Origin of the sequence: Bacillus sp. MM2020_4 (assembly GCF_011250555.1) — a bacterium.
In the GTDB taxonomy this organism is placed as follows: domain Bacteria; phylum Bacillota; class Bacilli; order Bacillales; family Cytobacillaceae; genus Neobacillus.
In genome coordinates this window covers 152,843-174,860 of sequence record NZ_JAANMZ010000004.1, presented here as the reverse complement: position 1 = coordinate 174,860, position 22,018 = coordinate 152,843, and the positions used below count along the sequence as shown (strand labels likewise).

Here is a 22,018-nt window from a genome sequence, read left to right as displayed (position 1 = left end):
GATATTCAAGGGGTACACTACTAATAATTATCTTTAACATACTACCAATTTAGCAGACTAAAGCAAAATGAAAAGGGTGAACACATTGAGCCGCTTGTTTATGTTTGAAAAGCCTTTAGGGATGCGTGATACGCTGCCGGGGTTATATGAAAAGAAGCATCGCGTTCGCTCAAGAATGGCGGAAACGATGAAACTTTGGGGCTACCAATTTATCGAAACCCCGGCACTTGAATACTACGAAACCGTTGGAGCAGCCTCAGCGATAGCTGACCAGCAGCTGTTTAAATTGCTTGATAAAGAAGGGCATACACTCGTACTCAGACCTGATATGACTGCACCCATCGCCCGGGTGGCGGCTTCCAAACTATTAGATGAGGATCTACCGGTAAGATTAGCCTACTCCGCGAATGTATTCCGTGCCCAGCAGCGCGAAGGGGGCCGGCCGGCAGAGTTTGAGCAGATTGGGATTGAATGCCTAAATGAAGATACCGTTTCATGTGACGGAGAGGCGATCGCTTTGCTGATTTCCTCCTTAAAAAAAGTGGGTCTTAGCGAATTCCAAGTATCGATTGGTCATGTTGGCTTTGCCCAGGAACTGTTCGTGCAAATCCTCGGAACCAACGGCCGTGCCGATGCATTGCGTAAATTTTTATATGAAAAAAATTATGTTGGCTATCGGGAACATGTGAATTCGTTGCCGCTGTCATCGATTGATAAGCAAAGACTCTTGCAACTCCTCCAATTAAGAGGCGGTGAGGAAATCATCGGTCAGGCCCTTGATATTATTGAAAATGACAAAGGCAAGCAAGCTATTGTTGAGTTGAAAGAACTGTGGGATGTCATTAAGGATTACGGTGTCGAACAATTTGTGAAATTTGATTTTACCATTGTCAGCCATATGAGCTATTATTCAGGGATATTATTCGAAGCCTATGCCGGGAATGTCGGCTTTCCGCTCGGAAATGGCGGTCGTTATAGTTTAATGGAGAAGTTTGGCAAGGCCGCTAGCGCCACGGGATTTGCCGTTCGAATTGATATGCTGCTTGAGGCGCTTGGAAGCTCAGAGGTAGAAAATACAACTCACTGTATTTTTTTCAGCCAAGAGCGGCGGAAGGAAGCCTTTCTGATGGCATCGAACATGCATGAACAGGGGAAAAAGGCTGTGCTTCAGGATATAACCGGTGTAAAAAATCTGGATGCTTTTACAAAGAGATTTTCCGGGACTACTTATCTAATTGGAGGTAGTGCTGATGAGTGACATCCTAACGATTGCCATGCCGAAAGGGCGTATTTTTGAAGAAGCTGTTGAACTGCTGCGAAATGCTGGCTATAAACTGCCACCCGAATTTGATGATTCACGAAAATTGATTATTGATGTGGTCGAAGAGGGTTTACGGTTTATCCTAGCAAAGCCAATGGATGTCGCTACATATGTGGAGCACGGTGTTGCTGATGTTGGCATTGCCGGGAAGGATGTCTTGCTTGAGGAGGAGCGCGATGTATACGAACTCCTTGATCTCAAAATCAGCCACTGCTACTTGGCTGTTGCCGGCCTCCCTGGCACAAAAATGAACGAAGTGGCCCCAAGAGTCGCAACGAAATACCCGAAAGTCGCAGAAGCCTATTTTCGTGAGCAAGGCGAACAGGTTGAAATCATCAAATTAAATGGATCGATTGAGCTTGCTCCGATAATTGGCTTATCTGACCGAATTGTTGATATTGTATCAACCGGCCGAACGCTAATTGAAAATGGGCTTGTCGAATATGAAAGAATTATTGACGTGACATCGCGCTTCATTGTGAACCCTGTCAGTTACCGCATAAAGGATTTGCAAATTGATGAAATGGTGGATCGACTTAGTAAAGTAGTTTAATGGGGGGGTTCTTATATGAAAATACTGAATGTAAATGAGCTTGTTTCAATCAAACGCTCGATTGAAGCGGGTACCTCCGAGCAGCAGGCTGTTGTAAAAAAAGTTATTACGGAAATTCGGGGCCGCGGTGACGAGGCATTACGGGAATATACGGAAAAATTCGACCAGGTCAACCTTCCTTCTTTTTCCGTTACGGAAAAAGAAGTCGAGGAAGCCTATGGTGAAGTAGAAGAACGATTAATCACGATCATTCGAGAGGCTGCCACAAATATTCGGACCTTCCATGAAAAGCAGCTCCGGCCATCATGGATGACGACGGAGGAAAATGGCACGATTCTTGGTCAAAAAATAACTCCGCTAGACTCCGTTGGTGTATATGTGCCCGGTGGAACAGCGGCCTACCCATCATCGGTGTTGATGAACGTGATTCCGGCGAGAGTGGCTGGAGTGAAACGAATCGTGATGGTATCGCCGCCTGACAGTGATGGGAAATTGCCGGCAGCAGTGCTCGTCGCGGCTAAAGAAGCTGGTGTGGAAGAAATCTATAAAATTGGCGGTGCTCAGGCAATCGGGGCACTTGCTTACGGAACTGAATCTATTGCCGCTGTTGATAAAATTACTGGTCCCGGGAATATCTATGTTGCCTTGGCAAAGCGAGAGGTATTCGGTGATGTCGATATTGATATGATTGCCGGACCGAGCGAGATTGCCGTTTTAGCGGATGAAACAGCTAAAGCGGATGAGGTTGCCGCAGACCTATTGTCACAGGCGGAGCACGACCCACGGGCATGTAGTGTTTTGGTTACGCCGTCTGTGGAGTTAGCGCAAAAGGTGTCAGTGGAAGTTGAAAAGCAGCTGGCATTGCTGCCACGGCGGGAAATTGCTTCCCGTTCGATTGCGGATTACGGGGCAATTTATCTAACAAAAGATCTCGAAGAAGCAGTTGAAACGGTGAACCAGTTAGCACCTGAACACCTTGAAATTATCACCGAAAATGCGATGGAGCTTCTTGGGAAGATTCGTCACGCTGGCGCTATATTTATTGGTCGTTATAGCTCTGAACCCGTTGGGGATTATTTTGCCGGCCCGAACCATGTACTGCCGACAAACGGAACGGCGCGGTTCTCCAGCCCGCTGAATGTGGATGATTTTCAGAAAAAATCTAGCGTCATTGTTTACAGTGAGCGAGCGTTAAAAGAAAATGGCACAAAAATCGCCGCTTTTGCCCGTGCGGAAGGGCTCGAAGCACACGCGAGGGCAGTGGAAAAAAGACTGACAAATGATTAATGGTAGTAGAGAAAAGTGATATTTCAAGGAGGCCCCTTTCATGGAAAGAACGGCAAGTATTGAACGAAAGACAAACGAAACCAAAATCCAACTATCCTTAGCAATTGACGGAGAGGGTCAGTCGAATTTAGAAACTGGTGTCCCATTCCTAACCCATATGCTCGATTTATTCACGAAACACGGTCAATTTAACCTGACTGTTGACGCCCTAGGCGATACCGAGGTCGATGATCACCACACAACCGAAGATATCGGTATTTGTTTGGGACACGCACTCCGTGAAGCCTTAGGCGACAAAAAGGGGATTAAACGATATGGAAATGCCTTTGTTCCGATGGACGAAGCTCTGGCCCAGGTTGTGGTCGATCTCAGCAACCGCCCGCATCTCGAAATGCGTGCCGAGTTTCCGGGACAGAAAGTAGGGACCTTTGATACGGAACTAGTACACGAATTCCTTTGGAAGCTTGCCTTAGAGGCGCGGATGAACCTCCATGTCATCGTCCATTATGGCAAAAACACGCACCACATGATCGAAGCCGTCTTCAAAGCCCTGGGACGGGCACTCGATGAAGCCACAACCATCGACCCGCGCATCAAAGGCGTACCTTCCACTAAGGGTATGTTGTAAATGGTGCCTGTCACCAATAACTAGTTTGACACTGTGGGAAGCTTAAAGCGGTTGCCGGGCACTACTAAAAACGGTCTATAAAGAAAGGGGGCTGGCACGATGATTGGTATTGTTGATTATGGTATGGGAAATCTCTTTAGTGTGAGCAAGGCCTTAGAGCGATTAAACGCTGATTATTTTATTTCCGCTGATAAATCGAATTTACTTCAAGCGGATGCTTTGATTCTCCCGGGAGTTGGCTCGTTCCGTGACGCAATGGAACGACTTCCTATTGAGACGATAAAAGAATTTGCCGCAACCGGGAAACCGCTCCTAGGCATCTGCCTCGGTATGCAGCTGTTGTTTGAACAAAGTGAGGAAAATGGCCCTACTAAAGGCTTGGGATTGCTACCTGGAAGTGTCCGCCGGTTTCCTGGCAAAACAGAGCAAGGCGAAACCTATAAAGTCCCGCAAATGGGCTGGAATAAATTAGAGTTCACAAAACAATCGCCAATACTAAAAAACTTGAACGAGGATTACGTCTATTTCGTGCATTCCTATTTTGTCGATGCGGAAAATTCTGAAGTGCTCTTTGCGAAAGCTGACTATCATGAACAGGTATCTGCTGTTGTCGGTAAAGACAATATTTATGGCATGCAATTTCATCCTGAAAAGAGCAGCAGGCTTGGGATGGCCTTGCTGAATAACTTTCTACAATTGGCTTCGGAAAGGAAGGCGGTACAATGAGCTTCACGATTTATCCGGCAATTGATATGCGGGGCGGTAATTGCGTCCGCCTCCTTCGAGGGGATTATGATCAAGAAACCATCTATGGGGATTCCCCGTTCGATATGGCACAAAGCTTTGCAGCAGAAGGTGCTGAATGGATCCATATGGTTGACCTTGACGGAGCAAAGGATGGAAAACGGGTCAATGACCGTTTTGTCATCACTGCAGCCCAAAAGCTAGCTAACGTTAGTATCCAGATTGGCGGGGGCATTCGTTCGGAGGCAGATATCAATCACTATCTTGAAAATGGTGTCAATCGTGTCATCATCGGCAGTATTGCCGTTTCCAATCCTAACTTTGCCATCGACATGATCAAAAAATACGGGTCAAACATCGCAGTCGGAATTGATGCGAAAAACGGCTATGTTGCGACACATGGCTGGCTTGAAACCTCTGCCCTCAAGGCAGTTGAACTAGGAAAACGGTTTGCGGATGCGGGAGCTGAAACCTTTATTTTTACCGACATTGCCACCGACGGCACGCTTTCAGGTCCCAATATTGCAGCGGTTTGTGAAATGGCCGAAACAACGGGCAAAAATGTCATCGCTTCAGGCGGGGTAAGCAGTCTTGCTGATCTAAAGGCATTATCGACCGCCAAAAATATAAGCGGTGCAATCGTTGGAAAAGCCCTATATGAAAATCGTTTTACCCTAAAGGAAGCACTAGAAGAGGTGAAACGCTCATGACACTAACAAAGCGGATTATTCCCTGTCTTGATGTGAAGGATGGCCGGGTGGTGAAGGGCATTCAATTTGTTCAACTTCGTGATGCAGGCGATCCCGTAGAACTGGCCCGATTTTACGATGAGCAAGGGGCGGACGAGCTCGTATTTCTAGATATCTCCGCATCGGTAGAAGGTAGGAAAACGATGATTGAAGTCGTGAAGGCTGTCGCCGCTGAACTGGCGATTCCCTTTACCGTTGGCGGCGGCATCAATTCACTGGAGGACATGAAAAAAATCCTCCGGGCTGGTGCAGACAAGGTGTCGCTCAATACGGCAGCCGTTATAAATTCGGATTTGATTCGTGAAGGCGCAGGCTACTTTGGCTCACAATGCATCGTAGTTGCTATCGATGCTAAATTTGACCCAGCGATAGGAACGTGGCGTGTTTATACCCATGGAGGCAGAAAACCGACAGAGAAAACAGCTGTGGAATGGGCAATAGAGGCGGCCGAACTAGGTGCTGGTGAAATCCTATTAACCAGCATGGACAGCGATGGTGAGAAAAACGGCTTCGATTTAAAGTTAACGAAAGCAATTAGCGATGCCGTCACGATTCCGGTCATCGCTTCAGGCGGAGCTGGAAAAGCCGAACATTTTGAAGAGGCATTTTTAGCAGGAAAAGCCGATGCCGCCCTCGCGGCCTCAATTTTTCATTACAAAGAAACGTCAGTGGATGAAGTGAAAAGCTATTTGCGGGAAAAAGGAGTGAGCATACGATGAATGTTCGATTTGATGAAAAGGGCCTCGTTCCAGCGATTATTCAGGATGCCGGAACGAAAGAAGTGTTAACACTTGCCTATATGAACGAGGAATCACTGGCAAAAACGATTGAAACAGGGGAAACGTGGTTTTACAGCCGTTCCCGTCAGGAATTATGGCACAAAGGAGCAACAAGCGGCAATACCCAAACGGTTGTCAGCATCAACTACGACTGCGACCAAGATGCGTTATTGGTGTTGGTTTATCCAAAAGGCCCGGCTTGTCATACTGGAGCAGTTAGTTGTTTTTCAGAACGAATTGAGGAAAATACCTCGAACTTGAGTGACTATCAGATTTTACAATCACTTGAAAAAGTGATCGTGGAACGAGAGCAACAACGTCCCGAGGGGGCCTATACAACGTACCTTTTTGAAAAAGGTGTGGATAAAATTTTGAAAAAGGTTGGTGAGGAAGCCGCCGAGGTGATTATCGCTGCCAAGAACCGCGACCATGAAGAGCTAAGGTGGGAAGCGGCAGACCTACTTTACCACTTGCAAGTGCTATTGGTCGAACAAGAACTTCCCTTTAAAGAGGTTTTACGAACACTAGAAGAAAGACACAAAGACCGGTCCTAATCGCACCGGTTTTTTATTTTTGCCAAAATCACAGGACCCTTCTCGAAGAGCCCCTAAATATGGTATACTACATAAGTTATGTTGAAAAATGTGGAGGACTTCATGGTGAAAGACTTGATGGCAAGAATGCAAAAAGGAAAACTATTATCATTTGTTCCTACGGGGGAATATTATTTCACGAAGGGTCTAAAGGCATACCATCGACGTGATTTTATAAAAGCAAAAAAATATCTTGGGCGAGCCATACAGCTTGAGCCGGGTGAACCGATGATAACATGCCAGTTGGCGATTGTGTCAACCGAACTTGGCGAGTTTGAAAATTCCAACCGACTCTTGCACCTCGTCATTGAAGAGCTTGACCCGGAAATGGCAGAATGCCATTACTTTTTAGCGAATAATTATGCCCATATGGGATTCTTTAAAGATGCATACCACCACAGTAAGCTCTATTTACAGCTGGATCCTGATGGTGATTTTTCGGAAGACACGGAGGATTTGCTTGATTTACTCACTTTGGAATCGGATGATTTTGAGGATGAACTGTATCAAGAGGATGATCTCATCATCAAACAAGAACAGGCGCGGGAGCTGCTGGAATCTGGCTATTTTCCAAAGGCCATTGAACTGTTAAAAGAGGTCGTAAAGGAATATCCGGAATACTGGTCCGCCTATAACAATTTAGCGCTTGCTTACTTTTATTTAGGAAAAGTGGAAAGAGCGGAGTCCATCTTAGAAGATGTTCTGGAGCGAAATCCAGGTAATCTTCATGCTCTATGCAACAGGCTTGTATTTGCGCATTATCAAGGTCAGTCAGAAAGTGCTGCAGAATTATTGGAACCATTGAAAAAAATCCAGCCGCTGCTTAGCGAGTATCAATTCAAACTAGGGGCAACCTTTGCCTTGGTCGGGGAATATGAGCTTGCATATATATGGTTGAAAAAGTTATATAGGCATGGTTTTAACGGGGATGGTCCGTTTTATTATTGGCTTTCCTATGCTGCTTACTTCACGGGTTATGAAAATTTCGCGAAAAGCATCTGGAAAAAGGTACTCGAAATAACGCCTGATAAGGAAGGCTTGGAGCCATGGAATGATAAAAATCCACGGGCAAATGGCTTTGAGGACTATAAGGGATCTATTTTCCAAAAACTTGAAAGTGACTATGTGGAAGAACGATTATTTGCCCTTTTTCTGACAACTGTTTCAAGTAAAAAGGAAGAAATCATTACCTCAAAGCGTCTGTTTCAAAATCAGAAATTTACTTCTTTAGAAAAAGAGTATATTTCGTTGATTCGGTCAGGAAAACCATCGATGATCGCAGACGCCCAGGAAATTGCTGAGATTTTTTATGAAAATTACCACCCAATAGGCGCCATTGAGTCAGGGTTGTATTTAATGTGGTTTTCGGTGTTTGTTGAAATATCTAAAGCGGATATCCATTTGAAAAATAAACGTGCCTGGGCAGCAGCAGTCGAGTACTTGTGGCATAAACTGCGCAGCGAAAAGGTTTCGCAGCTGGAAGTGGCTGGGCGCTACGGTCTATCACCCGCAACCATCGGAAAATATGTAAAATTAGTGAATAACTATTTAAATTAAGCAGAAAAATGGACTATTATAAGATTGTTTATTACGATTAAGTAGGGAATGATAATACTTAATCGTATTTTTTTATATATAAGTTAGGAGTGAACCTTAATGACTGAAGAAAAAATTTATGACGTTATTATTGCTGGGGCTGGTCCTGCGGGGATGACAGCCGCTGTGTATACATCACGCGCAAATCTTTCCACACTCATGATTGAGCGCGGAGTTCCGGGCGGGCAAATGGCCAATACCGAGGATGTCGAGAACTATCCAGGATTTGAAAGTATTTTAGGACCTGATTTATCAACAAAAATGTTTGAGCATGCCAAAAAGTTTGGCGCTGAATATGCTTATGGTGATATTAAAGGAATCGTTGATCATGGTGATTACAAGATCGTGACTGCGGGCGCAAAACAATATAAAGCCTATTCTGTTATCATCACAACAGGTGCTGAATATAAGAAAATCGGCGTTCCAGGAGAAAAGGAGCTCGGCGGCCGCGGTGTTTCCTATTGTGCCGTTTGTGACGGGGCATTTTTTAAAGGAAAAGAACTTTACGTCATTGGCGGCGGAGACTCTGCTGTTGAGGAAGGCGTGTATTTAACTCGCTTTGCTTCTAAAGTAACCATTGTTCACCGACGTGACAAGTTGCGTGCGCAAAAGATTCTCCAAGACCGTGCCTTTGCGAACGAAAAAGTGGACTTTATTTGGAATCACACGATTAAATCGATAAATGACAAAGACGGTAAGGTTGGCAGTGTGACGCTCGTTTCAACTCAAAATGGTGAGGAGCAGACACTTCCTGCTGATGGTGTGTTCATTTATATCGGGATGCTGCCGCTGTCAAAACCATTTGAAAGCATCGGTATTACCAACGAAAATGGCTACATTGAGACGAATGAGCTCATGGAAACGAAGGTGCCGGGGATTTTCGCCGCTGGAGATATCCGTGAAAAAACGTTGCGTCAGATTGTAACGGCTACTGGCGACGGCAGTATTGCTGCGCAAAGTGCCCAGCATTATGTAGAAGAGCTAAAAGAAGAAATGAAATTAAAGAAATAGCTTGGGCATTTCCAAGAGCCGTAACAGGAAACTACGCGGACCAAACAATTCATAAAAAAGTAACTATCCTGTAACAGTGGTGAAATAAAGATAGGGTATGATAAGAGAAATTGACCCCCTTTTAAAATATATACCTTTCCTGCACAGGCCCAGCAGCTTGTGCTCTTTTTTTATGCCTAAAGGTGGTGTCAGGCACCATTTTCTGCGTTTGCATAGTCGGAAATGTAGAAATGGTGACAGGCACCAAATAAAGTTAACAGAAATATCAATTTTGTATTCATTGTGACTGGATTCTAAAAATAGTATAATGAAATGAATAAATTAGCAGATTGTTTTGGATTATAGCTCGAGCCCTAGTCAAGGCGCTTGCGCTTTATTAAGAGGGTGAATACATGCAGCGGGTGACGAATTGTGTATTAATTAGAAACAATCAAATATTGTTGCTGCAGAAACCGCGCCGTGGCTGGTGGGTGGCTCCTGGCGGGAAAATGGAGCCGGGCGAGTCGGTTCGTGACTCTTGCATTCGGGAATTCCGTGAAGAAACGGGTATTTATTTAAAAAACCCACAATTAAAAGGTATTTTTACGATGATTATGAAAGAAAGCGACGAGCTCCTTTCCGAGTGGATGATGTTTACCTTTGTTGCCACCGATTCAGATGGCATCGATTTAGATGAATCGGAAGAAGGAAAGCTGGCATGGCAGCCGTTTGATCAGATTAAAAGTCTGCCGATGGCTGCGGGCGATCTACATATCATTGATTACATGATTCATGGAAATGGAATCATTTACGGCACTTTTACTTATACAAAAGATTTTGAACTCATTAGTTATCGATTAGATCCAAGTTAATAAGAAAAGCGGAAGCGCCTTAGGGTGCTTCCGCTGGACAATAATAGGAGGAATTGCCATGAGTACCGGTTCGACAAGTGAAATCCAGATGGTCATCATTACCGGAATGTCTGGGGCTGGAAAAACGGTAGCCATTCAAAGCTTTGAAGACTTAGGATTCTTCTGTGTTGATAACCTGCCTCCCACATTACTTCCAAAATTCCTTGAACTTATGAAGGAATCAGGGAATAAAATGAATAAAGTTGCCCTTGTCATGGATCTAAGAGGGAGAGAATTCTTTGATCATCTCTTTAAAGCCCTCGATGACCTGGCGGAAACATCCTGGGTGACACCGCAGATTCTTTTTTTAGATGCGGATGATTCTACATTAGTACGCCGGTATAAGGAAACAAGGCGGTCACATCCACTTGCCCATTCAGGCTTACCTCTTGAGGGTATCACGCTCGAACGAGAGCTTCTTGAGGGATTAAAAGGCCGGGCACAATTGATTTACAATACTTCCCAGATGAAACCGCGTGAATTACGTGAGAAAATATTAACGGAGTTTACGGCAAATAAACAATTAATCTTTACTGTCAATGTCATGTCGTTTGGCTTTAAGCACGGGATTCCGATTGATGCGGATCTTGTATTTGATGTGCGCTTCCTGCCAAATCCTTTTTATATTGAACACATGCGTCCATTAACAGGCTTGGATGAAGAGGTCTCAAGCTATGTCCTAAAATGGAATGAAACCAATAAATTTCTAGAAAAATTGACGGACTTACTCAGCTTCATGCTTCCACATTATAAAAGAGAAGGGAAAGCACAGCTGGTGATTGCGATTGGCTGTACCGGCGGCCAGCATCGATCTGTTACCTTAGCAGAGTACTTGGGCCGATTTTTCCAAAATGATTATAAGACATGCGTCACCCACCGTGACATTGAGAAGAGAAAGGATAAAACAACATGAGAGAGTTTGGACAGCCTCGAATCGTCGTCATTGGCGGGGGAACAGGATTACCGGTTTTATTACGAGGATTAAAACAGTATCCTGTCGATATTACCGCTATTGTGACGGTCGCGGATGACGGCGGCAGCTCGGGGCGCTTGCGCGAGGATCTGCATATTCCTCCACCTGGTGACATCCGTAATGTACTGGCATCACTGTCAGATGTGGAACCACTCGTAGAGGAGATGTTTCAGCACCGTTTCAAAACATCGAATGAACTTTCCGGACATTCACTTGGAAATTTAATCCTAGCGGCGATGACCTCCATCACCGGAAATTTCGTTCATGCGATTCAGGAAATGAGTAAGATCCTAAATGTTCGCGGCAAGGTACTTCCAGCAGCAAACCAGAGCGTGGTATTACATGCAGAGATGGAGGACGGCGCCATCGTTTCCGGGGAATCGAAAATTCCTTACTCTGGGAAAAGAATCAAACGAGTATTTTTAACTTCTAAAAAGGCGATTCGCCCTTTGCCGGAGTCGATTCAAGCGATTCGCCAGGCAGACTTAATTATTATTGGCCCTGGCAGCTTGTATACCAGTATTTTGCCCAATTTGCTTGTCCCGCGTTTAGGCGATGAGCTGTGTCGCTCCCATGCCAAAAAGGTGTATATATGTAACCTGATGACGCAGGCAGGGGAAACGCATGGCTTTACAGCAAGTGATCATGTGAAGGCCATCTATGATCATATGAGCTGTGCTTTTATTAATACGATTCTCGTGAATAACGAAGAAATTCCACAGCATATTCAGCTTCGTTATAATGAAGAATTGGCCGACCCGGTTCTGTACGATTTGCCTCAGTTGTTTGAGCTTGGGCTTGAAGTGGTGCATGCTGACATTGCCTATCAGGAAAATGGGGCGTTACGGCATGATCCGAAAAAAGTGGCAAACATTTTATATAATTTGCTTGTAGATGAAACCAAAAAGCGTTATGAAGCGTAGATAGTATTGTGAAGTTTATAATGCTGTAAAATAGAGTGGTTTTTAAATAAAGGGGTGAGGGGATGTCTTTCGCTTCGGAGACAAAAAAGGAATTAACGAACTTGGAAGTGAAAACGTGCTGCATTCAGTCCGAGCTATCGGCATTGATTCGCATGAACGGTTCCCTGTCCTTTTCAAATCGTAAGTTAGTAGTGGATATTCAAACCGAAAATGCTGCGATTGCCAGAAGAATTTATACATTGTTGAAGAAGAGCTACCAAATTCAAGTAGAGCTTTTAGTTAGAAAGAAAATGCGCCTGAAGAAAAATAACGTATACATCGTTCGTTTATCCCAGCAGGCAAAGCAAATTCTTGAGGACATGAAAATTTTGGGTGAAGGATTTACCATTATTCACGATATTTCACCAGAATTGATAAAAAAGAAGTGTTGTAAGCGTTCTTATTTACGTGGTGCCTTTCTTGCCGGGGGGTCTGTTAATAATCCAGAAACGTCTTCTTATCATTTGGAAATTTCTTCACTTTATAAAGAACATAACGACTCTTTATGTGAATTGATGAATACATTTGGATTAAACAGTAAAACGCTTGAGCGAAAAAAGGGCTTTATCACCTATTTAAAAGAAGCCGAGAAAATTACGGAATTTCTTAATATTGTTGGGGCTCATAACGCTCTGCTTCGCTTTGAGGATGTCAGAATTGTCAGGGATATGCGGAATTCCGTTAATCGTCTGGTAAACTGTGAAACCGCCAATCTTAATAAAACCATTGGCGCCTCCATCAGGCAGGTTGACAACATCCGGTTTATCGATGCCAATGTGGGCTTGCAAATTTTGCCTGATAAACTGAGAGAAATTGCTGAACTTCGTGTTCAATATCCTGATGTTACTCTGAAAGAATTAGGGGAAATGGTATCCGGCGGGACCATCAGTAAATCGGGAATTAATCATCGCTTGAGAAAAATTGATGAGATCGCAGACAAACTGCGCGCTGGGGACATGGCGTTAAAGCATGGAAGCTTGTGAAATAGTGAATTAGTTATAAGAAAGAATAGAAATAGACCATGAGGAGGAATTGTATAATGTTGGTGAAACAAGTAGAGGTAAAATTGAAAACGGGTCTTCAAGCACGACCAGCCGCACTTTTTGTGCAGGAAGCCAACCGTTTTTCAGCTGATATTTTCCTAGAGAAAGATGGCAAGAAGGTTAACGCGAAAAGCATCATGGGCTTAATGAGCCTAGCAGTAGGGTCAGGAGTTGTCATTAACATTATCGCTGATGGCGATGATGAAGACAGGGCCATCAACGTATTAACAGATTTTATTGAAAAAGAACATTAAAGAAAATGGGTTCAGCCACGTTAAGCAGGCTGGACCCTTTATTTATACCCGAGATCGGTAAAAACAAAAAAGCAACCGGCTGGAGGCCGGTTGCTCATGAAATTATTTATTATCCTTTTTTTCAATAGGGTTACGGGTAACGATATTATCAATTAGGCCGTATTCCTTTGCTCTCTCAGCAGTCATGAAGTTATCACGGTCGGTATCGCGTTGAATCACTTCAAGCGGCTGACCTGTGCGCTCTGAAAGAATTCCGTTTAACTTTTCACGAAGGAAGAGGATGCGTTTTGCTGCAATCTCGATTTCCGTTGCTTGTCCTTGGGCACCGCCAAGTGGCTGGTGAATCATGACTTCCGCATTCGGTAATGCATAACGCTTGCCTTTTTCCCCGGCTGCAAGTAAGAATGCACCCATAGAAGCCGCCATACCAATACATACCGTTGATACATCTGCTTTAATATACTGCATAGTATCATAAATAGCCATACCGGCAGTGATGCTTCCACCAGGGCTATTGATGTAAAGAGTAATATCCTTTTCAGGATTTTCTGCTTCTAAAAATAATAACTGTGCTACAATGCTATTGGAAACATTGTCATCGATGGCACTGCCAAGCATAATGATCCGGTCTTTTAACAGACGGGAATAAATGTCATAGGCACGTTCGCCGCGGTTTGTTTGTTCAATAACTGTAGGAATCAAATTCATTTTTCTTCCTCCTTTGAATGGAAAAGGTAATAATAATATGTAATGTAATCATACACTGATGGTCAATAAAGGTCAAACAATTCGACTTTAAAAAACTTCGACAACTTTCCCTAACTCATCATATCCATTTCTGCTATTTTTAAACCTACAATTCACTTGCAATGTTAGTCGATCTAGCATATAATATGTAAGTCGCTACAATTTAGCGCTCGTGGTGCAACGGATAGCACGTAAGATTCCGGTTCTTAAAATGGGGGTTCGATTCCCTCCGAGCGCGTCATCAAAGCCCCCTGTTTCCAGTAAACAGGGGGCTTTTATTTTTACAAAAATGAACGTGAACCATTACGAAGGCAATTTCCCATACACGAAATCCGCTTTATCGTGTAAAATGGTAATGAGGGGGGAGACGGATGAACTTAAAGGCAGGTTTATGGCAGCAGCAAACGTTAAAATTAACGATGACACAGGAATTGTCACAGGCGATTGCATTATTGCAATATTCGGCCCAGGAATTGACTGCCTTTTTAGAAGATAAGGCACTAGAAAATCCCCTCATGCAAATTGAAACTGGCCATGTGAAGCCGATGAATCCGCTCATGGATCGTAAACCGAAGCGGCATCAAAAAGCAGAAAAGGACTGGATCGAACAAATTGCCGATAAACCTTTTTCATTAGAGGACCATTTACTCTCACAAATTAACAGTTCAAACCTTTCGGCAGAGCAAGTAAAAATAATCCGTCATCTTATTCAAAACATAGATGAAAACGGTTACTTTACAGGAAACGTTAGTGAAATTGCCCATAAACTTAAAGCAGAGGAAGAGGTAGTAGAAGATTGTTTAGCAGTGATTCAAACGCTTGAACCGGCGGGGATCGGTGCAAGGGATCTTCAAGAGTGTCTCTTGATCCAAGTGTATTATGAAAATCCCAATAATGAGTTGGCCCAGCGCATACTTACTGACTTTTTTGTCCCATTTGCAGATAAGAAATGGAAGCAGATTGCCAAAGAACTGAAAGTAACCCTAAAGGATATTCAAGATATATTTGACCAAATTCAATTGCTTAACCCAAAGCCAGGGGCGCTGCTTGGGAAAGAAACGACATCGTATATTATTCCCGATGCGATCGTTGAGCAATCAGCAGCAGGCCTCACGGTGCGAATGTCCGATGATACCCTGCCAAGAATCGGGTTTAATGAAAAATATTATAAAAAATTCAAAGATCAGAATCAGCAGGTCAGCCGTTTTTTGGAGGATAAGGTCCAGGATTATCAGTGGATTTTAAAAAGTATTGAACAACGGAAGGAAACTCTAACAAGGGTAGTCTCCAAAATGGTTGAAAAGCAATTGGCTTTTTTTCAAAAAGGAACAAACTATTTAGTCCCTATGACCATGAAGGAAGTGGCAGCGGAACTAAATATTCATGAATCAACGGTAAGCCGTGCAGTTCGGGAAAAATATGTGCAAACACCAATTGGAACCTTTGCATTAAAAACATTTTTTACAAGCACGATTCAGACTGTTGCAGCGGAAGAGAATACTTCATCTACGCAAGTGAAAAATAAGATTAGTAAATTAATAGAACAAGAAAATAAGGAAAAACCATTATCAGATCAAGAAATTGTGGAACAATTAAAGGAGATGGAAGGGATCGTTGTCTCAAGGCGTACGATTGCAAAGTACCGCGATCAACTAGGAATCCAATCTTCATCCAAACGAAAAAGGTTCAATTAGAAAGGAATTTAACGATGACACAAACGACGATCACTTTATATACACGGAATCGCTGCCCATTATGTGACAAAGCGAAAGCTACCCTAGATGAGCTGAAACAGGAATGGAATTTTAGGCTCGAAGAAATCGATATCGAAACGAGCGATGAATTAACCGAGCGTTACGGATTGATGATTCCGGTAGTTCATCTTGACGGAGAAGAGGTTGGATTTGGCTTTGTTGATAAATTTGCCATTAGTAACCGTTTACAGGAAAAAAACTGAGTCAAATGTGTTGAAATAGGGTTTCACTCCTGTTACAATTAAAAACGTACAAGGGGTGATTTTTTTTAGTGTAGGTGGGACATAATATGTCTACGGTGGACATTTTCGGACCAACTACATAGAATAAAGGAGCATGCATTCATGCAGTCATTTATCGATATTCAAAAAAGATTACTACCCGATCTCCTGCAAGTGCTGCAAAAGCGATATACCATTCTAAGGCACATTGGCTTAATGCAGCCGGTGGGAAGAAGAAGCCTAGCCGTAAGTCTTGGCTTCACCGAAAGGATTCTTCGTAGTGAAGTAGACTTCCTCAAAGAGCAAGATCTTATTTACGCAAATAATGTGGGAATGAGTTTAACCTCTGAAGGGAAAAATTTACTCGAGGATTTAGATGGTTTGATGCGTGAGTTAAAGGGTATTGATGTAATGGAGTTGGAATTAAAACATCAGCTCGGCATTAAGAAAGTCATCATTGTACCCGGAGATAGTGATGAGTCACCACTGGTCAAAGGCGAATTAGGCAGGGCGTGTGCGCTTTGCATGAAAAAGCTTTTAGGCGGGAAAAATATCATCGCTGTTACTGGCGGATCCACCATGGCTGCTGTTGCTGAGCGATTAACAACCAATCATCAACACAAAGAGATTCTTTTCGTTCCGGCACGCGGCGGGGTTGGCGAAGATGTGGCCAATCAAGCGAATACGATTTGCTCGAATATGGCAAAAAACACAGATTCAAAGTATCGTGTTTTATACGTTCCGGATCAGGTCAGTTCCGAAATTTACGAATCATTCATCAAAGAACCCGATATTCACGAAGTCTTGACCTTAATTCAATCCGCAAGCATGGTTATCCATGGAATTGGGGATGCTATCACAATGGCTGAGCGGCGGAAATCCAACCCGAAACTTAAGCAAAAGCTAGAAATCGGGAAAGCAGTCGGCGAAGCTTTTGGCTATTATTTCAATGAACAAGGTGAGATTGTCCATAAGGTTTTAACCATTGGACTGCAACTTGAAGACCTTGCTCATATCCCGAATGTCATTGCTGTGGCAGGCGGGGCATCGAAGGCAAAGGCAATTAAGGCATATCTGAAAAAAGCACCGGCATCTACTATATTAATAACAGATGAAGGTGTGGCAAAACGGTTATTGAAAGGGTAAATCCTTTTTAAAAAAATATATCTTTACCCAATAAAAGGAGGAATTTTATCATGGCAGTAAAAGTTGGAATTAATGGATTTGGACGTATTGGTCGTAACGTATTTCGTGCGGCATTAAACAATAGCAATGTGGAAATCGTAGCAATCAACGATTTAACAGATGCAAACATGCTTGCACATCTTTTAAAATATGACACAGTTCACGGAACACTTGCAGAAGACGTAACAGTTGACGGCGAATACCTAGTTGTCGGCGGACACAAAGTAAAAGTTATCGCTGAACGCGATCCTGCACAACTTGGCTGGGGCGACCTTGGTGTTGATGTAGTTGTTGAATCAACTGGCCGTTTCACAAAACGCGAAGATGCAGCGAAACACCTTGAAGCAGGCGCTAAAAAGGTTATTATCTCAGCACCAGCAAATAACGAAGATATTACAATCGTTATGGGTGTTAACGAAGACAAATACGATGCAAACAACCACCACGTACTATCAAACGCTTCTTGTACAACAAACTGCTTAGCACCGTTTGCAAAAGTATTAAATGATACATTCGGAATTAAGCGCGGTATGATGACAACAATTCACTCTTACACAAATGACCAACAAATCCTTGACTTGCCACACAAGGACTACCGTCGTGCACGTGCAGCAGCTGAAAACATGATTCCTACTTCAACTGGTGCTGCAAAAGCAGTTTCACTAGTATTACCAGAACTTAAGGGTAAATTGAACGGTATGGCAATGCGTGTTCCAACTCCAAACGTTTCAATTGTGGACTTAGTAATGGAATTAGATAAAGAGGTAACAGCTGAAGAAGTAAATGCTGCATTAAGAACAGCTGCTGAAGGTCCTTTAAAAGGAATTTTAGCTTACAGTGAGCTTCCATTGGTTTCTACAGACTATAATGGCAGCACGGCTTCTTCTACTATTGATGCATTATCAACAATGGTTCTTGAAGGCAACATGGTAAAAGTACTTTCTTGGTACGACAACGAAGTTGGTTACTCAAACCGCGTAGTAGACCTTGTTGATTACATTGCTTCAAAAGGCCTATAAAAATTATTTTTAGAGCGTAAGGTTTTCCAAAGGGGAGCGGGGAGTTGGTGCCCCCCTCCCTTTTTTACTGTCATTTTCAGCAGCCAATACTTTAAGGAGGTCCTTTACATGAACAAGAAAACACTTAAAGATATCGATGTAAAAGGGAAACGCGTATTTTGCCGGGTGGATTTTAACGTCCCGATGCAGGATGGGAAGATTACCGATGAAACACGGATCCGTGCCGCATTGCCAACGATTCAGTATTTAATGGAGCAAGGCGCAAAGGTCATTTTAGCAAGCCATTTCGGCCGTCCAAAAGGAAAAGTGGTCGAAGAAATGCGCTTAACTCCAGTTGGTATTAGACTGGCTGAGCTTCTTGGCAAAGACGTGAAAAAAGTGGATGAAGCATACGGAGATTCCGTTAAAGCCGTCATCGGCTCCATGGGTGAGGGCGATGTACTCCTGCTTGAAAACGTTCGTTTCTACCCTGGTGAAGAAAAGAATGATCCTGAACTTGCTAAAGCATTTGCAGAGCTTGCTGATGTGTATGTAAACGACGCATTTGGTGCAGCGCACCGCGCCCATGCCTCAACAGAAGGCGTTGCACATTACCTTCCAGCTGTTTCCGGCTTTTTGATGGAGAAGGAACTTGATGTACTTGGAAAGGCTCTTTCTAATCCAGAACGTCCTTTTACAGCGATCATCGGTGGTGCGAAGGTAAAGGACAAGATTGGTGTCATTGAAAATCTGTTAGAACTTGTCGACAATTTAATTATTGGCGGCGGATTAGCTTACACATTTGTTAAAGCACAGGGCCACGAAATTGGAAAATCTCTGCTTGAAGCCGATAAGATTGATCTTGCGAAATCCTTTATGGAAAAAGCAAAGGCAAAAGGAGTTAATTTCTACATGCCGGTAGATGCAATTGTTGCGGATGATTTCTCAGCAGATGCAAACTCTAAAGTAGTAGCAATTGAAGAAATTCCTGCAGATTGGGAAGCTCTTGATATTGGACCAAAAACAGCAGAAATCTACCGTGATGTCATTCAAAAGTCAAAATTGGTTATCTGGAATGGACCAATGGGCGTATTTGAAATTGACAAATTTGCCGGTGGCACCAAGGCTGTTGCGGAGGCGCTTGCCGAAGCAGAGGGTACATATTCAGTCATTGGCGGCGGCGACTCAGCAGCAGCTGCTGAAAAATTTGGCCTAGCCGAAAAAATGAGCCATATTTCAACAGGCGGCGGCGCATCCCTTGAGTTCATCGAAGGTAAAGCACTTCCTGGTGTCGTGGCATTGAACGATAAATAATCTTTATAGACAAATATTTACTCGTTATGAACAAAGTTTTCAAGTTATGAACAAAGTTCTGTAGGTTATGAACATAGTTCATCAAGATATGAACAAATTACACTTTTCAAGAAAGGATGTGCCACCCATGCGTAAACCAATCATTGCAGGTAACTGGAAAATGAACAAAACATTAGCGGAAGCCAAAAGCTTTGCAGAAGAAGTAAAAAGTCTTGTTCCAGCTACAGAAAAAATGGAATCTGTCATTTGCGCACCGGCATTATTTTTACAAACCCTTGTGGAAACTGCACAAGGCAGCAATGTAAAAATCGGTGCTCAAAATATGCACTTTGAAGAATCAGGAGCGTTTACAGGAGAAATCAGTCCTACAGCCTTGGCTGATCTTGGCGTTCAATATGTCATTATCGGACACTCAGAACGACGCGAAATGTTTAATGAAACAGATGAATCTGTTAACAAAAAGGCACTTGCGGCATTTAATTACAACCTAACCCCAATCGTTTGCTGCGGAGAAACGTTAGAACAGCGCGAAAATGGCGAAACCAATCAATTAGTTGGCGATCAAGTGGCCAAAGCATTAGCTGGATTAACTGATGAACAAGTAAAACAAACAATCATTGCTTATGAACCAATCTGGGCCATCGGTACAGGCAAATCATCGACATCTAAAGATGCAAATGATGTTTGTGCCCATATCCGCCAGGTGGTTGCGCAGGCCTTTTCACAAGATGTGGCAGATGCCGTAAGAATTCAATACGGCGGCAGTGTGAAGCCGGATAATATTAAAGAATACATGGCACAACCGGATATTGATGGTGCATTAGTGGGCGGAGCAAGCCTTGAAGCACAATCCTTTTTAAAGCTACTGGAGGCAGGTCAGTATGAGTAAATCTCCGGTTGCCCTCATCATCCTTGATGGTTTTGGATGCAGAGGCGAAACAAAAGGAAATGCAGTTGCACAATCAAAAAAGCCTAACTTTGACCGTTTCTGGAGCAACTTTCCGCATTCCCATTTAACTGCTTCTGGTGAAGCAGTTGGTCTTCCTGAAGGCCAAATGGGAAACTCTGAGGTTGGACACTTGAACATCGGAGCCGGCCGGATCGTGTACCAAAGCTTAACTCGCGTAAATATCGCCATTCGTGAAGGTGAATTTGAAAAAAATGAAACCTTTACAGGGGCCATGGAGCATGTGAAAAAGAACGGGACTGCGCTTCACTTGTTTGGTTTACTATCTGACGGTGGGGTTCATAGCCATATTCAACACATGTTTGCGCTTTTAAAGCTTGCGAAGGAAGAAGGCGTGGAAAAAGTATATGTGCACGCATTCCTTGATGGACGTGATGTCGGTCCGAAAACAGCAGCAAAATACATTCAGCAAACACTGGATAAAATGAAAGAATACGGAGTAGGCGAATTCGCAACAGTCTCTGGACGTTATTACTCGATGGATCGGGATAAGCGCTGGGAGCGTGTGGAAAAATCATACCGTTCGATGGTGTATGGTGAAGGTCCTTCCTATACGAATCCATTGGAAGTAGTAGAGGATTCTTACCAGCATGGAATTTTTGACGAATTCGTGATTCCATCTGTGATTACAAAAGAAGATGGGCAGCCAGTGGCAACTATTCAAGATAACGACGCCGTTATTTTTTATAATTTCCGTCCGGACAGGGCCATTCAGATTTCCAATACATTTACAAACGCAGATTTCCGTGACTTTGACCGCGGGCCAAAACATCCAAAGGATCTATACTTTGTCTGTTTAACCCATTTCAGCGAGTCCGTAGATGGCTATGTTGCCTTCAAACCAACTAATTTGGACAACACGTTAGGTGAAGTATTGTCGCAAAATAATTTAAAGCAGCTTAGAATCGCTGAAACAGAGAAATATCCACATGTAACCTTCTTTATGAGCGGTGGTCGTGAGGCGAAGTTTCCTGGTGAGGAGCGGATTTTAATCAACTCACCAAAGGTTGCTACTTACGATCTTCAACCGGAAATGAGTGCGTATGAAGTAACGGAAGCATTGATGAATGAAATACAGAATGATAAAGTGGATGCCATTATCTTAAATTTTGCAAACCCTGATATGGTCGGACATTCAGGTAAGCTTGAGCCAACGATTAAGGCGATCGAAACAGTGGATGAATGTTTAGGAAAAATCGTTGACCTAATCCTTGAAAAAGGCGGATCAGCCATTATTACGGCAGACCACGGAAATGCCGACGAAGTCATTACCCTTGAAGGTGAACCCATGACTGCACACACAACGAATCCTGTACCGGTTATTGTTACAAAACAAGGTGTGGAATTACGTGAAGGTGGAATTCTTGGTGATTTAGCCCCAACTATGCTAGATTTATTAAAGCTACAGCAACCAGCCGAAATGACTGGAAAAACATTAATTAAATAATT

The 22,018-nt window shown here is 43.3% G+C and carries 23 protein-coding genes and 1 tRNA gene; 23 read left to right on the top strand and 1 reads right to left on the bottom strand.

Going from position 1 to position 22,018, the window contains the following annotated elements; genetic code table 11:
• The first annotated feature begins 67 nt into the window (after positions 1-67).
• The 15 genes from G6554_RS05715 to G6554_RS05645 all read left to right on the top strand — a co-directional run bounded on the left by G6554_RS05715 (position 68) and on the right by G6554_RS05645 (position 13,383).
• A complete protein-coding gene (locus G6554_RS05715; protein WP_481747906.1) occupies positions 68-1,258 on the top strand; it encodes an ATP phosphoribosyltransferase regulatory subunit in 1,191 nt (396 codons plus the stop codon).
• Positions 1,251-1,874 carry an ATP phosphoribosyltransferase gene (hisG, locus tag G6554_RS05710; protein WP_166239640.1) on the top strand — a complete coding sequence of 208 codons (624 nt, stop codon included), beginning with the start codon at positions 1,251-1,253 and terminating at the stop codon, positions 1,872-1,874. Before G6554_RS05715 ends, hisG begins: the two co-directional genes overlap by 8 nt.
• A gap of 15 nt (positions 1,875-1,889) precedes the next feature.
• The gene (hisD, locus tag G6554_RS05705; RefSeq protein ID WP_166239638.1) at positions 1,890-3,161 is read left to right on the top strand and encodes a histidinol dehydrogenase; all 1,272 of its coding nucleotides are present in this window, start codon (positions 1,890-1,892) and stop codon (positions 3,159-3,161) included.
• A gap of 40 nt (positions 3,162-3,201) precedes the next feature.
• Positions 3,202-3,789, top strand: a complete 588-nt coding sequence (hisB, locus tag G6554_RS05700) for an imidazoleglycerol-phosphate dehydratase HisB (protein ID WP_166239635.1) — start codon at positions 3,202-3,204, stop codon at positions 3,787-3,789.
• Between the two features lie 99 nt (positions 3,790-3,888).
• Complete coding sequence (hisH, locus tag G6554_RS05695) at positions 3,889-4,515, top strand: imidazole glycerol phosphate synthase subunit HisH (RefSeq protein ID WP_166239633.1); 627 nt, start codon at positions 3,889-3,891, stop codon at positions 4,513-4,515.
• Positions 4,512-5,243, top strand: coding sequence for a 1-(5-phosphoribosyl)-5-[(5-phosphoribosylamino)methylideneamino]imidazole-4-carboxamide isomerase (hisA, locus tag G6554_RS05690; RefSeq protein WP_166239631.1), 732 nt, complete (start codon positions 4,512-4,514; stop codon positions 5,241-5,243). Before hisH ends, hisA begins: the two co-directional genes overlap by 4 nt.
• On the top strand, positions 5,240-6,001 hold the full coding sequence (gene hisF, locus G6554_RS05685) for an imidazole glycerol phosphate synthase subunit HisF (protein WP_166239629.1): 762 nt from the start codon (positions 5,240-5,242) through the stop codon (positions 5,999-6,001). The genes hisA and hisF overlap by 4 nt, the downstream gene beginning before the upstream one ends.
• On the top strand, positions 5,998-6,615 hold the full coding sequence (gene hisIE, locus G6554_RS05680; protein ID WP_166239627.1) for a bifunctional phosphoribosyl-AMP cyclohydrolase/phosphoribosyl-ATP diphosphatase HisIE: 618 nt from the start codon (positions 5,998-6,000) through the stop codon (positions 6,613-6,615). The genes hisF and hisIE overlap by 4 nt, the downstream gene beginning before the upstream one ends.
• 102 nt (positions 6,616-6,717) lie before the next feature.
• Positions 6,718-8,211, top strand: a complete 1,494-nt coding sequence (locus G6554_RS05675; RefSeq protein ID WP_166239625.1) for a tetratricopeptide repeat protein — start codon at positions 6,718-6,720, stop codon at positions 8,209-8,211.
• Positions 8,212-8,310: 99 nt separating this feature from the next.
• Positions 8,311-9,261 carry a thioredoxin-disulfide reductase gene (gene trxB, locus G6554_RS05670; RefSeq protein ID WP_166239623.1) on the top strand — a complete coding sequence of 317 codons (951 nt, stop codon included), beginning with the start codon at positions 8,311-8,313 and terminating at the stop codon, positions 9,259-9,261.
• Between the two features lie 392 nt (positions 9,262-9,653).
• Positions 9,654-10,112: an NUDIX hydrolase gene (locus G6554_RS05665; protein WP_166239621.1), complete on the top strand. Its 459-nt coding sequence runs from the start codon at positions 9,654-9,656 to the stop codon at positions 10,110-10,112.
• A gap of 58 nt (positions 10,113-10,170) precedes the next feature.
• Complete coding sequence (rapZ, locus tag G6554_RS05660) at positions 10,171-11,064, top strand: RNase adapter RapZ (protein ID WP_166239619.1); 894 nt, start codon at positions 10,171-10,173, stop codon at positions 11,062-11,064.
• The gene (locus G6554_RS05655) at positions 11,061-12,047 is read left to right on the top strand and encodes a gluconeogenesis factor YvcK family protein (protein WP_166239617.1); all 987 of its coding nucleotides are present in this window, start codon (positions 11,061-11,063) and stop codon (positions 12,045-12,047) included. The genes rapZ and G6554_RS05655 overlap by 4 nt, the downstream gene beginning before the upstream one ends.
• Before the next feature lie 62 nt (positions 12,048-12,109).
• On the top strand, positions 12,110-13,069 hold the full coding sequence (gene whiA / locus G6554_RS05650) for a DNA-binding protein WhiA (protein ID WP_166239616.1): 960 nt from the start codon (positions 12,110-12,112) through the stop codon (positions 13,067-13,069).
• A gap of 56 nt (positions 13,070-13,125) precedes the next feature.
• Positions 13,126-13,383 (top strand): HPr family phosphocarrier protein, encoded by a 258-nt coding sequence (locus G6554_RS05645; RefSeq protein WP_166239614.1) that lies wholly within the window; start codon positions 13,126-13,128, stop codon positions 13,381-13,383.
• Positions 13,384-13,485: 102 nt separating this feature from the next.
• On the opposite strand, the gene clpP is transcribed toward G6554_RS05645, so the two are convergent.
• Positions 13,486-14,091 (bottom strand): ATP-dependent Clp endopeptidase proteolytic subunit ClpP, encoded by a 606-nt coding sequence (clpP, locus tag G6554_RS05640; protein WP_166239612.1) that lies wholly within the window; start codon positions 14,089-14,091, stop codon positions 13,486-13,488.
• A 205-nt stretch (positions 14,092-14,296) separates the two neighbouring features.
• Here clpP and G6554_RS05635 point away from each other — a divergent pair.
• From G6554_RS05635 to gpmI, 8 genes are all read left to right on the top strand, one after another.
• Positions 14,297-14,368: transfer RNA gene (locus G6554_RS05635), tRNA-Arg, on the top strand.
• A gap of 133 nt (positions 14,369-14,501) precedes the next feature.
• Positions 14,502-15,824: an RNA polymerase factor sigma-54 gene (rpoN, locus tag G6554_RS05630; RefSeq protein ID WP_166239610.1), complete on the top strand. Its 1,323-nt coding sequence runs from the start codon at positions 14,502-14,504 to the stop codon at positions 15,822-15,824.
• Between the two features lie 14 nt (positions 15,825-15,838).
• Positions 15,839-16,087 carry a glutaredoxin family protein gene (locus G6554_RS05625; protein ID WP_166239608.1) on the top strand — a complete coding sequence of 83 codons (249 nt, stop codon included), beginning with the start codon at positions 15,839-15,841 and terminating at the stop codon, positions 16,085-16,087.
• Positions 16,088-16,228: 141 nt separating this feature from the next.
• Positions 16,229-17,251, top strand: coding sequence for a sugar-binding transcriptional regulator (locus G6554_RS05620; RefSeq protein WP_166239606.1), 1,023 nt, complete (start codon positions 16,229-16,231; stop codon positions 17,249-17,251).
• 50 nt (positions 17,252-17,301) lie between these two features.
• Positions 17,302-18,309 (top strand): type I glyceraldehyde-3-phosphate dehydrogenase, encoded by a 1,008-nt coding sequence (gap, locus tag G6554_RS05615; protein WP_166239604.1) that lies wholly within the window; start codon positions 17,302-17,304, stop codon positions 18,307-18,309.
• A 108-nt stretch (positions 18,310-18,417) separates the two neighbouring features.
• Positions 18,418-19,602, top strand: a complete 1,185-nt coding sequence (locus G6554_RS05610; protein WP_166239602.1) for a phosphoglycerate kinase — start codon at positions 18,418-18,420, stop codon at positions 19,600-19,602.
• A gap of 127 nt (positions 19,603-19,729) precedes the next feature.
• Positions 19,730-20,491 carry a triose-phosphate isomerase gene (gene tpiA / locus G6554_RS05605; protein WP_166239600.1) on the top strand — a complete coding sequence of 254 codons (762 nt, stop codon included), beginning with the start codon at positions 19,730-19,732 and terminating at the stop codon, positions 20,489-20,491.
• Positions 20,484-22,016: a 2,3-bisphosphoglycerate-independent phosphoglycerate mutase gene (gene gpmI, locus G6554_RS05600; protein WP_166239598.1), complete on the top strand. Its 1,533-nt coding sequence runs from the start codon at positions 20,484-20,486 to the stop codon at positions 22,014-22,016. The genes tpiA and gpmI overlap by 8 nt, the downstream gene beginning before the upstream one ends.
• The last annotated feature ends 2 nt before the right edge of the window (positions 22,017-22,018 follow it).